The sequence below is a fragment of the Gemmatimonadales bacterium genome (genome assembly GCA_030697825.1).
GTDB lineage: Bacteria > Gemmatimonadota > Gemmatimonadetes > Gemmatimonadales > JACORV01 > JACORV01.
Window position 1 is genome coordinate 26,309 of sequence record JAUYOW010000146.1, and the last position, 13,572, is coordinate 39,880.

General features: G+C 66.8%; 8 protein-coding genes. 6 read left to right on the forward strand and 2 right to left on the reverse strand.

The features are described from left to right. The first annotated feature begins 2 nt into the window (after nt 1-2). A complete protein-coding gene (gene rpoC / locus Q8Q85_07710; protein MDP3774139.1) occupies nt 3-4,277 on the forward strand; it encodes a DNA-directed RNA polymerase subunit beta' in 4,275 nt (1,424 codons plus the stop codon). Nucleotides 4,278-4,373: 96 nt separating this feature from the next. On the opposite strand, the gene Q8Q85_07715 is transcribed toward rpoC, so the two are convergent. Both Q8Q85_07715 and Q8Q85_07720 read right to left on the reverse strand, forming a co-directional pair. Then, a complete protein-coding gene (locus tag Q8Q85_07715) occupies nt 4,374-4,553 on the reverse strand; it encodes a hypothetical protein (GenBank protein MDP3774140.1) in 180 nt (59 codons plus the stop codon). A 76-nt stretch (nt 4,554-4,629) separates the two neighbouring features. Further along, nucleotides 4,630-6,102: a pyridoxal-dependent decarboxylase gene (locus Q8Q85_07720; GenBank protein ID MDP3774141.1), complete on the reverse strand. Its 1,473-nt coding sequence runs from the start codon at nt 6,100-6,102 to the stop codon at nt 4,630-4,632. A gap of 184 nt (nt 6,103-6,286) precedes the next feature. Between Q8Q85_07720 and Q8Q85_07725 the strand changes: the two genes are divergently transcribed. From Q8Q85_07725 to tuf, 5 genes are all read left to right on the forward strand, one after another. Next, a complete protein-coding gene (locus Q8Q85_07725) occupies nt 6,287-8,983 on the forward strand; it encodes an EAL domain-containing protein (protein MDP3774142.1) in 2,697 nt (898 codons plus the stop codon). Nucleotides 8,984-9,269: 286 nt separating this feature from the next. Further along, a complete protein-coding gene (rpsL, locus tag Q8Q85_07730) occupies nt 9,270-9,650 on the forward strand; it encodes a 30S ribosomal protein S12 (GenBank protein ID MDP3774143.1) in 381 nt (126 codons plus the stop codon). Beyond that, a complete protein-coding gene (gene rpsG / locus Q8Q85_07735; GenBank protein MDP3774144.1) occupies nt 9,647-10,117 on the forward strand; it encodes a 30S ribosomal protein S7 in 471 nt (156 codons plus the stop codon). The genes rpsL and rpsG overlap by 4 nt, the downstream gene beginning before the upstream one ends. Nucleotides 10,118-10,263: 146 nt before the next feature. Further along, nucleotides 10,264-12,360 carry an elongation factor G gene (gene fusA / locus Q8Q85_07740; protein ID MDP3774145.1) on the forward strand — a complete coding sequence of 699 codons (2,097 nt, stop codon included), beginning with the start codon at nt 10,264-10,266 and terminating at the stop codon, nt 12,358-12,360. Between the two features lie 4 nt (nt 12,361-12,364). Next, nucleotides 12,365-13,567, forward strand: a complete 1,203-nt coding sequence (gene tuf, locus Q8Q85_07745; GenBank protein ID MDP3774146.1) for an elongation factor Tu — start codon at nt 12,365-12,367, stop codon at nt 13,565-13,567. The last annotated feature ends 5 nt before the right edge of the window (nt 13,568-13,572 follow it).

Sequence of the window (13,572 nt, forward strand, 5' to 3'; positions counted from 1 at the left end):
CGATGATCGACTTCCGCAGCCCGCGCGAGCGGACCGGGTCCAGCTTCGACTTCATCCAGGTCCGGATCGCCTCGCCGGAGGAGATCCGGGGGCCGAAGGACCAGAAGGAGCGCGAGCGCCTGGAGATGCAGGGCCAGCGCGCCTGGTGGTCGTGGGGCGAGGTCACCAAGCCCGAGACCATCAACTACCGCTCCTTCAAGCCCGAGCGCGACGGCCTGTTCTGCGAGCGCATCTTCGGCCCGGTCAAGGACTGGGAGTGCCATTGCGGCAAGTACAAGCGGATCCGCTATCGCGGCGTGATCTGCGACCGCTGCGGCGTGGAGGTCACGCTCAGCAAGGTGCGGCGCGAGCGGATGGGCCACATCGAGCTCGCGGTGCCGGTGGCGCACATCTGGTTCTTCAAGACGCTGCCGAGCCCGATGGGCAACCTGCTCGACATCACGCTCCGTGACCTCGAGCGCATCATCTACTACACCAACTACGTGGTAATCGACCCGGGGCAGCAGGAGGTCACGGAACGCCAGCTGCTGGACGAGGACGAGTACCTCCAGCTCCGGCTGAAGGCGCGCGAGAGGGGGGACACGGCGTTCAAGGCCGACATCGGCGCGCCGGCCGTCCGCACCCTGCTCGAGCGGCTGGACGTGGACAAGACGTCGGAGCGGCTCAAGGGCGAGGTGGCCGTCGAGACGTCGCAGCACCGCAAGAAGCAGCTCCTCAAGCGCCTCAAGGTGATCGACGCCTTCCGCAACTCGGGCGACGAGGGCGACGTGCGCAACAACCCGGCGTGGATGATCCTGGACGTGGTCCCGGTCATCCCCCCGGACCTCCGGCCGCTGGTGCCGCTGGACGGCGGGCGCTTCGCGACCAGCGACCTCAACGACCTGTACCGGCGGGTGATCAACCGGAACAACAGGCTCCAGAAATTGATCCAGCACCGCGCGCCGGAGGTCATCCTCCGCAACGAGAAGCGGATGCTCCAGGAGGCGGTGGACGCGCTGTTCGACAACGGCCGCCGCTCCAAGGCCATCCGCGGCCGCGGCAAGCGCCCGCTCAAGTCGCTGTCCGACATGCTGAAGGGCAAGCAGGGCCGGTTCCGGCAGAACCTGCTCGGCAAGCGCGTGGACTACTCGGGCCGGTCGGTCATCGTGGTGGGCCCGGAGCTGCGCCTGCACCAGTGCGGGCTGCCCAAGGCGATGGCGGTCGAGCTGTTCAAGCCCTTCATCATCCACAAGCTGGTGGAGAAGGGCATCGCCGAGACGGTGAAGCGCGCCAAGAAGATCGTGGAGCGCGAGAGCCCCGAGGTGTACGAGATCCTGGAGGAGATCATCCAGGACCACCCGGTGCTGCTGAACCGCGCGCCGACGCTGCACCGCCTCGGCATCCAGGCGTTCGAGCCGGTGCTGGTGGAAGGGAAGGCCATCCGGATCCACCCGCTGGTCTGCGCGGCGTTCAACGCCGACTTCGACGGCGACCAGATGGCGGTCCACGTGCCGCTGAGCTTCGAGGCGCAGCTGGAGTGCCGGCTGCTCATGATCTCCAGCAACAACATCCTGAAGCCGTCCGACGGCCGCCCGGTGGCCGAGGCGAGCCAGGACATGGTGCTTGGTTGCTACTTCCTCACCAAGGAGCCGGCGGACTTCAAGGAGCGCGTGAAGAAGGCCCCCGCCTTCGGCGACCTGGCCGAGGTGGAGATGGCACTGCTCAACCGGCGCGCGAGCCACCACACGCCTATCCGCTACTGGTGGGTGGACGAGGACGGCAAGGGCAGCTGGATCGAGACCACGGTGGGCCGCGTGCTGTTCAACGCGATCCTGCCGCGGAGGCTCCAGTTCCGCAACGAAGTCATGAAGAAGCGGACGCTGTCGGACCTGGTGTTCACCAGCTACCGCGAGCTGGGCCTCGCGCCCACCGTCGAGTTCCTCGACCGGCTGAAGAGCGCGGGCTTCGGCTTCGCCACGCTGGGCGGGATATCGATCGGGGTGGAAGACCTGCAGATCCCGGACGCCAAGGCCAAGCTCATCGGCGAGGCGGAGGAACGGGTCGAACGGTTCCAGCGCGCGTACCAGACCGGCTCGATCACCAACGGCGAGCGGTACAACCGCGTGATCGACGCGTGGACGCACGCCAACAACGACATCGCCGAAGCGATGATCAAGGCGATGGGCCGGGCCAGGGGCGGGTTCAACCCGGTCTACATGATGTTCGATTCCGGCTCGCGCGGCTCGCGCGACCAGATCCGGCAGCTGGCCGGGATGCGCGGCCTGATGGCCAAGCCTCAGAAGAAGCTGACGGGCGGCATCGGCGAGATCATCGAGAGCCCGATCCGCTCGAACTTCCGCGAGGGGCTGTCGGTGCTCGAGTACTTCATCTCGACGCACGGCGCGCGCAAGGGCCTGGCGGACACGGCGCTCAAGACGGCGGACGCCGGCTACCTAACCCGGCGGCTGGTGGACGTGTCACAGGACGTCACGATCAGCGAGGAGGACTGCGGCACGGTCCTCGGTCTCGAGATCAGCGCGCTCAAGGAGGGCGAGGACATCGTCGAGCCCCTGGGCGAGCGGATCGTGGGTACCGTGGCGGCGGACGACGTGTTCGACCCGCACGAGCTTGACGAGCACGGGGACCCGAGGCTGTTGGTAGCGTCGGGGCAGCTGGTCAGCGAGGAGATGGCTCAGGCCATCGAGGACGCGGGCATCGAGATGGTTCGCATCCGCTCGGTGCTCACCTGCGAGTCCAGGCGCGGCTTGTGCCGCATGTGCTACGGCCGCAACCTCGCCACGATGGACATGGTGGACATCGGCGAGGCGGTGGGCATCCTCGCCGCGCAGTCCATCGGCGAACCGGGCACCCAGCTCACGCTGCGGACTTTCCACATCGGCGGCACCGCGGCCCGCATCGCGGAGGTCACCGACCGCCGCTCGAAGCTGGAGGGCCTGGTCGAGTACGGCGACATCCTCCAGATGGTCAAGACCGCCGACGGCCGGAAGATCGTCACCAAGCACGACGGCGAGCTGATCCTCAAGGACGAGGAAGGGCGCGTCCGCTCCCGGTTCCAGGTACCGCTCGGCGCCGAGCTGCAGGTGGAGGACGGCAAGGAGATCAAGAAGGGCGACCGGCTGTTCACCTGGGACCCGTACACCACGCCGATCGTCGCCGACGTACCGGGCAAGATCCGGTTCCGCGACATCATCGAGGACGAGACGATCCGAGAGGAGCTGGACGAGCTCACCGGCCTCAGGCAGCGCGTCATCATCGAGGACCGCGAGAAGAAGCTCCACCCGCACATCGAGATCGTGCAGGAGAAGGGCGGGAAGGAGAAGAAGGTCCGCGACTTCGTGGTGCCGGAGGGCGCGCAGCTCACCGTCGCGGACGGCGACGACGTCTACGCCGGCCAGACGGTGGCGAAGATCAGCCGCGAGGCCTACAAGACCCGCGACATCACCGGCGGACTCCCGCGGGTGGCGGAGCTGTTCGAGGCGCGGCGGCCCAAGGACCCGGCCACCATCTCCGAGATCGATGGCGTGGTGCAGTTCGGCGAGATCAAGCGCGGCAAGCGCGAGATCTTCGTGCATCACGTTCGGGTGCTGAAGGACGGCTCGTGGTCGGTGGATGACGCGACCGATCCGCTGCTCTACGAGGTGCCCGCCGGCAAGCACTTGCGCGTCCATGAGGGCGATCGGGTGCGGGCGGGCGACCGCCTCACTGAGGGCCCGGTGAACCCGCACGACATCCTCCAGATCAAGGGGCCGCGCGCGGTGCAGGAGTACCTGCTCAACGAAGTGCAGGAGGTCTACCGCCTCCAGGGCGTGAAGATCAACGACAAGCACGTCGGCGTGATCGTGAAGCAGATGCTCCAGAAGGTGCGCGTCATGGACCCGGGCGACACCGAGTTCCTGGAAGGCGAGCACGCGGACAAGAACGTCTTCCGCGAGGAGAACACCAGGGTGACCCGCAAGGGCGGCACGCCGGCGGCGGCGGAGCCGCTGCTCCTGGGCATCACCAAGGCGAGCCTCACCACGCAGTCGTTCATCAGCGCGGCGAGCTTCCAGGAGACCACGCGCGTGCTGACGGACGCGGCCATCCGGGGCGCCCGGGACGACCTCCTCGGCCTCAAGGAGAACATCATCATCGGGCACCTGATCCCCGCCGGCACCGGCATCTACCGGTACTCGGAGATCGACGTGACGCCGCCCGAGGGCTTCGAGCCCCCGCCGCCGCCGGCCGAGCCTTTGACGCCGGGTGCGGTGCCGGAATTGGTGCACGCTGGGGTCGGGTAGGCAGAAGAAAGAGTTGCAGAGTTGCAGGAGAGGCGCCCGGCGGGAATCCCGCCGGGCGCTTCGGGCTTGCGTACGCCTCGGTGCGGCGGTCGCGGTCTACGGCAGCCGCTGCCCCGGCAGGTCTCTACCGTTCTGGTGCAGGATCAGCGACGTCACCCGCCCGTCAGCGCCCCGCATGAACTCGATCTCCGCATCCACCACCCGCAGGAGGAACCGCGTTTCCGACGCGGGGTAGACGCGGAACTTCGGCTGGCCCGTCGCCTGCGCCATCAGCACGCCGTTGGCAGGTGGAGTTGTTGCGCCTCCAGCGCCGAAGTGAGGAGCAACGCCAGAGCCAGGAGCGCCCTGCGTATCACGCCGCGACCTCCCGCGCTGCCTTCTTCATCTCGCCGATCAGCTCCTCGAGGTGCTCCCAGCGCGTGAGGTAGCTGATCACCATCACCCGGATCGCCCGCTTCCCGACGGTGGTCGTGGCCGAGATCCAGTGCCGCCGCGACGCGAGCACCCGCTCCACGATCCTGTCCTGCACTGAATGGTACCGCTCCCCGCTCCCCGCTCCCTCTTGTCCCGCGCCAACGTACCGCACCGCCGCGATCGCCGTATCCACCGGCGTCACCGCCTCCCAGGCCCCGTCCTTGGTCAGCTCCGCGACGAAGCGCTCGGTGAGTGCGACCTGTTGCTCTGCCATCCGGCCGTAGGCGCGCCGTCCCACCAGTTTCATCGCCATCCAGAGCTTGAGCGCGGAGAAGGGACGCGAGCCCGCCAGCCCGTGGTGGCGGAACTCGATGGACTTGCCCGTGTCCGGGATGTAGACGTCGTCGGAGGTGAAGGTCTTGAGGCCGGCCTCCGGGTCGCGCGTGAGGACCGCGCCGCACGGGTAGGGCATGAAGAACCACTTATGCGGGTCCATGGTGATGGAGTCGGCGTGCTCGATACCCTTCATCCGGGGCCGCAGCGCATCGCTCATCAATCCGCCCGCCGCGTACGCCGCGTCCACGTGATACCAGAGGCCGAACTCGCGGGCCACCTCGGCGATACGGTCGAGCGGGTCGATGACGCCGTTGCTCGTCACCCCGGCGATGCCGACCACGCAGAACGGGTTCAGACCCGACGCCAGGTCGAGCGCGATCATCTTCCTGAGGGCTTCGACATCCATTCGCGAGTTGGCGTCCACGGGAACCTTGCGAACGCCGTCACGCCCACCCAGTCCGATGATGTTGGCGCTCTTCTCTATGGAGAAATGCGCCTCCGCGGAGGCGTAGAGCACGGGGCGCGCCTTCAGGTCCCAGAGGCCGGCGCGCGTGGTCTCCGGCACGCTGGCCGCGAGCGCCATCTTGAGGGCCGTGGTGTTCGCGAGCGAGCCTCCGCTCGTCAGGCTGCCGAAGCCGGTCTCCGGCAGGCCCGCGAGCGCGCACAGCCAGCGTATCACCGTCGCCTCGATCGCCGTGGCCGATGGGCCGTGGTGCCAGGCGCCCAGGTTCTGGTTGAGCGCGGCGGCCAGCGCTTCGGCGAACACGGCGACCGGCAGCGGCGTCGGGTTCATCAGCCCGAAGTAGCGTGGACTCGGAAGGTTGAAGGCGAGGGGGGCGACCTCGTCCTCGAACCGTCGCATCAGCTCCGGCCAGGCGACCCCGTGCTCCGGCATCGGCTCGCAGAACCGGTCGAACGTCGCTTGGGGCGTGGTGTCCGGGATGACGGGGAGGTCCCGGAGCGCCTCGTAGTGTCTGGCGATCCAGTCGGTTACGGCGCGGCCGAGGGCCTGCACGTCGTCGCCTGCGGGATCGAACGGATCCCGGGGCCCGGGATCCGGTGTCCGGGTCGTCATGGCGCGGGCAAGCTAGCGGCCTCCGGCTCGGCGTCAAAGTGCCACTCGGTGCCGCGACGGCGCGCGCGCAGCGCCTGACGCTGGGACCGGCGGGCCAGCGGACTAGGCGCCGTTGACAGTTCCCGCTCGCAAGGGCTAGTTGGCATGTGGAAGCCTTCAGCGTCAGATTCAAGCCATGTTGCCCATGACCCCGATCACGGTTGTATCACTACCCGCTGCACTGGCTGCTGCGGGGTGGTCGGTCGTGCTGCTGGCCCGGCGGGGCGATTGGCGCCACCGGCTGCTTGCGGCGGGGCTCCTGCTGCTGGCTCTCGGTCAAGTGGCGTCGCTGGCGTTGCGAACCGAAGCGTGGCTCGGCGGACTGCCGGCTCTGGGCTTGAGTGTCGTGGCGCTGCTCACCGTGGCACTCCTGGACCGCACCATCTTGCGGCACCGCAGCGTCGAACGGGACTTCGGGGTCGAGAGGGCCCACCTCGAAGAGCTCTTTGAGCGCTCCCCTGAGGCGATCGCCCTCGTTGACAACGAGGGTGGGGTGTTGCGAGCGAACAGCCGCTTCACCGCGCTGTTCGGGTACGGCGCTCCCGAGATCTTCGAGCGGTCGATTGACGAGCTGCTTGCGCCGAGCCGGCGCTTTGGGGAAGCGCTTGCGGTCACCCGGCAAATGCTGGTCGGCGAGAAGGTCAGCTTCGAGTCGGTGTTCCGGCGCAAGGATGGCACACCGGTGGATGTCTCGGTTCTCTGCACACCTGTCATGATGGCGGGTCGGCAGATCGCGGCTTTCCTCATGTACCGTGATATCACCATGTCCCGGCGAGTCGATGCCGCGTTCAGGCCGCTGGAAAAAGCGGTCGAGAACATGCAGCTCGGGGTGACGGTCACCGACCTCGTTGGGCGCATCGTGTACATGAATCCCGCGGATGCCGCGATGCACGGCTACTCGGTCGAAGATTTGGTCGGCCGAGACGTCAGGGTATTCGCAGCCCCGGGCACCGAGAGACGAATGACCCCGGAGCAGATCGAGCAGATGAAGACTTGGCGGCGGGAGACCGTTAACGTTCGCAGGGACGGCACGCTATTCCCCGTGCACCTGATGTCCGATGTTGTCAGAAACGCCGTGGCGGAGCCGATCGGCGTGGTGACGACCTGCGAGGACATCACGCAACGCAAGATGGGGGAACGGGCCTTGTGGGAGAGCCAGGAACGGTATTCGCTCGCAGTCCGCGGCGGCAATGACGGATTGTGGGACTGGAATCTGGTGACCAATGAGGTGTACTACTCCGCCCGGTGGAAATCGATGCTGGGGTACAGCGAGGCCGAGGTCGGTGGCGGCCCCGAGGCATGGCTCAGCAGGGTCCATCCCGACGACCTCGGGCGAGTCAAGGCCGATCTGGGCGCCCATCGGGAAGATCGCTCTCTGCATTTCGAGAACGAGCATCGGCTCAAGCACAAGGACGGGACCTACCGGTGGGTGCTGGCCCGGGGGATTGCGGAGCGGGACCCCCAGGGCAAGCCATACCGGATCGCGGGATCATTGACTGACATTACGCAGCACAAGGCGGTGGAGGAGCAGCTGGTGCGGGAGGCGCTCCACGATACCCTCACCGGGCTGCCCAATCGGGCGTTTCTGACCGATCTACTCGAGCGAGGGCTCAGGCGCAGGAAACGTCAAAAGGAGTACGCGTTCGCGGCGCTGTTTGTGGATCTGGATCGCTTCAAGGTGGTCAACGACAGTCTGGGTCACGCCGCGGGCGACCAGCTCCTCATGGAAGTTGGTCGGCGGCTCGAGGAATGCGTGCGCCCCGGCGATGTGGTAGCGAGGCTGGGCGGCGACGAGTTCTGCGTTATGCTGGACGATGTCAAGGACAGTAGCGACAGCACCCGCGTTGCGGAACGTATCCAAGCGGCGCTCAAGGCTCCGGTTCGAATCGACGGGCGCGACGTTTTTGCGACTGCGAGCATTGGAATTGCGGTGACCGACGGCGGTATCGCGACGCCGGAGCAGTTGCTGCGGAATGCGGACACGGCGATGTATCGCGCCAAGGCGCGCGGGAAGGCCCGGTTCGAAGTTTTCGACCGGGGCATGCACGAGCGAGCAGTCGCCGCTTTGCAGCTGGAAACGGACCTGCGGTACGCGCTCGACCACGAGCAGTTTCGGCTGGTTTACCTGCCGGTGGTGGCGCTCGAGACCCAGCGAATCACCAGCTTCGAGGCGCTCGTCCGGTGGGAGCACCCCGAGCGTGGGTTGGTCCCGCCAGCCGAGTTCCTGCCTTTGGCCGAAGAAATGGGGCTCATTGTTCCCCTGGGGCGGTGGGTGTTGCGCCAGGCGTGTCGCCAGATGTCGGCGTGGGTCGAGCGCTTCCAGGACATGCCGGATTTGTCGGTCAGCGTGAACTTGTCTGCCAAACAGTTGCACCAGACGGATCTCGTCCATCATATCGCCGAAGTGCTCCACGAAACCCGGCTGGAGCCCGGCAGACTCAAGCTCGAGATCGCCGAGGCGGTGCTGATGGACGATCCGGACCTCCACGTGGCGGTCGTACGTCAGCTGAGCGACCTCGGCGTCCAGGTGCAGGTGGACGACTTCGGCACCGGCTCGTCCTCCCTGAACTACCTCAGCCGCTTCCAGATCGACACCCTGAAGATTGACCGTTCCTTCGTCAGCAGCCTGGGCGATCATGTGGAGAGGTCGGCGGTGGTGCAGGCGATCATCACAGTCGCCCGCGAGCTTGGTATCCGGGTGGTCGCCGAAGGTATCGAGACCACTCAGCAGTCCGATAGGCTCATCACGCTCCGCTGCGAACGCGGACAGGGTTACCTGTACTCGCAGCCCGTCGACGCTGAAAAGGCCGCGGCCCTGTTGCAGGAGCAGCGTGAGGGCTAGCCGTCCGCCGCCCTCGTTCTTAGCGTCGACCGTCTACTCCCGTCACCTACCGAGCCGCACCACCTGATGTGGCTGGGTCGGCGGCAGGAACGGGAATCCGGCCGTCACCGCATAGATCGAATTGCCGCAGCGCGCGATCGTCGTCATCGGGTTTGCGCCCGCGATGTAGCGAACGATTGTGCCGGACAGAGCGCTCCCTTGACCCTTCCTGGCGCCCCGGGTAAGTTCCTACGTCTGCGGCCGAAGTGGGCCGCGCGTTTTATCTTGCGCCGTGTGTTGGAGGGCTATGCCGACGATCAATCAGCTGGTCCGGGCGGGCCGGCGGGACGTGGTGAAGAAGGAGAAGGCGCCGGCGCTGCGTGGCAATCCGCAGAAGCGCGGCGTCTGCACGCGGGTCTATACGACGACGCCCAAGAAGCCCAACTCCGCTCTCCGCAAGGTCGCCCGCGTCCGCTTGACCAATGGGTTCGAGGTAACCGCGTACATCCCCGGCGAAGGCCACAACCTCCAGGAGCACAGCATCGTGCTCATCCGGGGCGGCCGTGTGAAGGACCTCCCGGGCGTGCGCTACCACATCGTCCGCGGCACGCTGGACGCGGCGGGCGTGAACGAGCGCAAGCAGTCCCGGTCCAAGTACGGGGCCAAGCGTCCCAAGGCCGCCAAGTGAGCCGCCGCCCGCGCAACGTCAAGCGCACGGTCCCGGCGGACCCGCGCTACGACAGCCAGACCGTATCCAAGTTCGTGAACAACCTGATGCGGAAGGGCAAGAAGTCCACGGCGGAGCGGATCTTCTACGGCGCGATGGACACCATCGAGCAGCGTACCGGCCAGCCGGGCGTGAACGTGTTCAAGCAGGCGCTTGCCAACGCGAAACCGGTGGTGGAAGTGAAGAGCCGGCGCGTCGGGGGCGCGACGTACCAGGTGCCGGTGGAAGTGCGGCCGGAGCGGCGGACGGCCCTCGCTATGCGATGGCTGATCTCCTACACCCGGGCCCGCGGCGAGAAGACCATGGGCGACCGGCTCGCCAACGAGCTGATCTCGGCGTCCAAGGGCGAAGGCAACACGATCAAGAAGAAAGAGGACACCCACAAGATGGCTGAGGCGAACAAGGCGTTCGCCCACTATCGGTGGTAGGGGCAAATAAACCCTTAGCGCGAACAATACCGGACCGCTGGTAGAAGCGGTCCCCGTCCGGCCGGGCATGGCGGACGAGAGCGGAGCGAGACCTGCGGACCCGTCCGCGTACGGTCGCCCCGCATTTTTGCTGAATAAAGGACGCAATGGCACGCACGGTGCAGCTCGAAAAATACCGTAACATCGGCATCATGGCCCACATCGATGCCGGGAAGACGACTACGACCGAGCGCATCCTGTACTACACCGGCCGCACCTACAAGCTGGGTGAGGTGCACGACGGCACGGCGACCATGGATTGGATGGAGCAGGAGCAGGAGCGCGGCATCACGATCACGTCCGCGGCGACCACCGCCGAGTGGACGCGCTTTGGCGAAGAGTACCGGATCAACATCATCGACACCCCCGGCCACGTGGACTTCACGGTCGAGGTGGAGCGCTCGCTGCGGGTGCTCGACGGCGCGGTAGCCGTGTTCTGCGCGGTGGGCGGAGTCGAGCCCCAGTCGGAGACGGTCTGGCGCCAGGCCGACAAGTACGGCGTCCCGCGACTCGCGTTCGTCAACAAGATGGACCGCGTCGGCGCCGACTTCGACCAGGTGGTGGCGGAGATCCGCCAGAAGCTCGGAGCCAGGGCGTTCCCGGTTCAGTACCCGCTGGGCCAGGGCGAGCTGTTCACCGGCGTGGTGGACATCGTGCGCCGGGTCGTGATGGTGTACGACGAGGCGTCGCTCGGCCAGAAGTGGCACGAGGGCCCCGTCCCGGCGGCGCTCCAGGACCGGGTGGAGCAGTTGCGTCACGAGGTTATCGAGGCGTCGCTCGAGTTCGACGACGAGCTGCTCGAAAAGTACCTCAACACGCGCGAGCTCTCGGAAGAAGACACCCGGCGCGCGATCCGCAAGGCGACCGTCGCCAACGGCATCGTCCCGGTCTTCTGCGGCGCGGCGTTCAAGAACAAGGGCGTGCAGGCGTTGCTGGACGGGGTGGTGGATTTCCTGCCGAGCCCGCTGGAGATCCCGCCGATGGTGGGACACCTCCCGAACCGCACGGAGACCAAGGCGACGCGCTGCGCCAACGACGAGGAGCCGTTCGCCGCGCTGGCGTTCAAGATCATGACCGACCCGTTCGTGGGCCGGCTGACGTTCATCCGGGTCTATTCGGGCGTCCTGAGCTCCGGGTCGTACGTCTACAACTCCACCAAGGACCGGCGCGAGCGGGTGGGCCGGCTGGTGCAGATGCACGCCAACAAGCGCGAGGAGATCGACGAGGTACGCGCGGGCGACATCGCCGCCGTCATCGGGCTCAAGGACACCAAGACCGGCGACACGCTGGCCTATGAGGACCAGGCGGTCATCCTGGAGGCGATGCGGTTCCCGAACCCGGTGATCGACGTCGCCATTGAGCCCAAGACCAAGGCGGACCAGGACAAGCTGGCGATCGCGCTCCAGAAGTTGTCCGAGGAGGACCCGACGTTCCGGGTGCACACCGATCCCGACACCGCGCAGACCATCATCTCCGGGATGGGCGAGCTGCACCTCGAGATCATCGTGGACCGGATGCGCCGGGAGTTCAAGGTGGACGCCAACGTGGGCCGGCCGCAGGTGGCCTACCGCGAGACGATCCGCCACCGAGTGACGGACATCGAGGGGAGGTTCGTCCGGCAGACGGGCGGCCGCGGCCAGTACGGGCACGTGGTCATCAACCTCGAGCCGGCCGCGCCGGGCGCGGGGTTCGTCTTCGAGGACCAGATCGTGGGCGGCTCGATCCCGCGCGAATACATCCGCCCGGTGGAGCAGGGGATCAAGGAAGCGCTCGAGAACGGCGTGCTGGCCGGATATCCCGTGGTGGACGTGAAGGTCGAGCTGACGGACGGCTCGTACCACGACGTGGATTCGAGCGAGATGGCGTTCAAGATCGCGGGCTCGATGGCCTTCAAGGAGGCCGCGCGGGCCGCGAAGCCCATCCTGCTTGAGCCGATCATGGACGTGGAAGTCGTGACGCCGAGCGAGTACCTCGGCGACGTGATGGGGGACCTCTCGAGCCGGCGGGGCCGGATCGGCGGGATGACGCAGCGCGCTGAGGCGCAGGTCATCGGCGCCTCGGTACCGCTCTCGGAGATGTTCGGCTACTCCACCACGCTGCGCTCGATGAGCCAGGGGCGCGCGGTGTACTCGATGCAGTTCTCGCGGTACGAGGAAGTGCCGAAGGCAAAGGCCGAAGAGATCATCACCAAGGTAAAGGGTTAATCCGATGGCAAAGGTAAAGTTCGAGCGCACCAAGCCCCACGTGAACGTCGGCACGATCGGCCACGTGGACCACGGCAAGACCACCCTCACCGCGGCGCTGACCAAGATCGCCGCCGACAAGGGATGGGGCACGACGTACGTCACGTACGACCAGGTGGCCAAGGCGTCCGAGTCCCAGGGGCGCCGCGATGCGACCAAGATCCTCACGATCGCGACCAGCCACGTGGAGTACAACACGCCCAACCGGCACTACGCGCACGTGGACTGCCCGGGGCATGCCGACTACGTGAAGAACATGATCACGGGCGCGGCGCAGATGGACGGCGCCATCCTGGTGGTCAGCGCGGTGGACGGCCCGATGCCGCAGACCCGGGAGCATATCCTCCTGGCTCGTCAGGTGAACGTGCCGTCGATCGTGGTGTTCCTGAACAAGTGCGACCTGGTGGACGACCCGGAGCTGCTCGACCTGGTGGAGCTCGAGGTCCGCGAGCTGCTCAGCAAGTTCGATTTCCCGGGCGACGACACACCCGTCATCCGCGGCTCGGCCTCCAAGGCCATCGTGGGCGACGCGAAGTGGGTGGCGAACATCGAGGAGCTGTTCAACGCCATCGACACCTTCATCCCCCAGCCGAAGCGCGAGGTGGACAAGCCGTTCCTGATGCCGGTCGAGGACGTGTTCTCGATCACCGGCCGCGGCACGGTGGCCACCGGCCGGATCGAGCGCGGCAAGGTCAAGGTGAGCGAGGAAGTCGAGATGGTCGGCTTCGGCGCGGCCAAGAAGGCCGTCGTCACCGGCGTCGAGATGTTCCGCAAGCTGCTCGACGAGGGCCAGGCGGGCGACAACGTCGGCCTGCTGCTGCGCGGCGTCGAGAAGAACGAGATCGAGCGCGGGATGGTGCTGGCCAAGCCGGGCTCCATCACGCCGCACACCAAGTTCCACGCCGAGGTGTACGTCCTCACGAAGGAAGAGGGCGGGCGCCACACGCCGTTCTTCAAGGGGTATCGCCCGCAGTTCTACTTCCGCACCACCGACGTGACGGGCAACGTGGAGCTGCCGGCTGGCGTCGAGATGGTGATGCCGGGCGACAACGTGCAGATGACGATCTCGCTCATCACCCCGATCGCTATGGAGGAAGGTCTCCGCTTCGCGATTCGGGAGGGCGGCCGCACGGTAGGCGCGGGCGTCGTCGCGAAGATCCTGGAGTAGAGCGA

Coding starts and splice junctions, on each gene's coding strand:
- rpoC (MDP3774139.1), top strand. CDS start 3: ATGATCGACTTCCGCAGCCCGCGCGAGCGGACCGGGTCCAGCTTCGAC.
- Q8Q85_07725 (MDP3774142.1), top strand. CDS start 6,287: ATGACCCCGATCACGGTTGTATCACTACCCGCTGCACTGGCTGCTGCG.
- fusA (MDP3774145.1), top strand. CDS start 10,264: ATGGCACGCACGGTGCAGCTCGAAAAATACCGTAACATCGGCATCATG.
- Q8Q85_07720 (MDP3774141.1), bottom strand. CDS start 6,102: ATGACGACCCGGACACCGGATCCCGGGCCCCGGGATCCGTTCGATCCC.
- tuf (MDP3774146.1), top strand. CDS start 12,365: ATGGCAAAGGTAAAGTTCGAGCGCACCAAGCCCCACGTGAACGTCGGC.
- rpsL (MDP3774143.1), top strand. CDS start 9,270: ATGCCGACGATCAATCAGCTGGTCCGGGCGGGCCGGCGGGACGTGGTG.